This is a genomic window from Lentzea flava, from assembly GCF_014648475.1.
Taxonomy (GTDB): domain Bacteria; phylum Actinomycetota; class Actinomycetes; order Mycobacteriales; family Pseudonocardiaceae; genus Lentzea; species Lentzea flava.
Genome location: NZ_BMRE01000185.1, coordinates 1 through 520, shown reverse-complemented (window position 1 = coordinate 520; position 520 = coordinate 1). Strand labels below are relative to the sequence as shown.

Below are 520 nucleotides of genomic sequence, written 5' to 3'. Positions count from 1 at the left end.
TATGCCCTTACTAACTTGCTACAAAGATGCTCGCATCCACTGTGCAGTTCTCAAAGAACGAACGGTCACCATCTCTTCTGTGCTGCTCGCCTACCTGGCCCGGAGGCCGGCGGTTCGAGCGCTGAGATGATCCGATCTGCTGAAAGACACTCGCGTGTTCTCTCAGGACCCAACAGCGTACCGATCTGTTCACTCAGCCCTTCCGACACCTTTCCACGCTGCAAGCAGCAGTACTCACTGTCGAAACAACCGAACGTCTAGCCAGCCAGCATCCACTAGTGAGCACCGACGGCCATCGAGGACCGTTCGGGTTCTGACCGACTGCTTGAGACATTCGCTCAAGTTCAGCGGTAGATGCTCCTTAGAAAGGAGGTGATCCAGCCGCACCTTCCGGTACGGCTACCTTGTTACGACTTCGTCCCAATCGCCAGTCCCACCTTCGACCGCTCCCTCTCCGAAGAGTTGGGCCACGGGCTTCGGGTGTTACCGACTTTCGTGACGTGACGGGCGGTGTGTACAA

The 520-nt window shown here is 56.9% G+C and carries 1 rRNA gene; it reads right to left on the bottom strand.

Features of this window, described 5'->3' with window-relative positions:
- Window positions 1-365: 365 nt before the first annotated feature.
- Window positions 366-520 (bottom strand): 16S ribosomal RNA (locus IEZ09_RS46090); the annotation flags it as partial.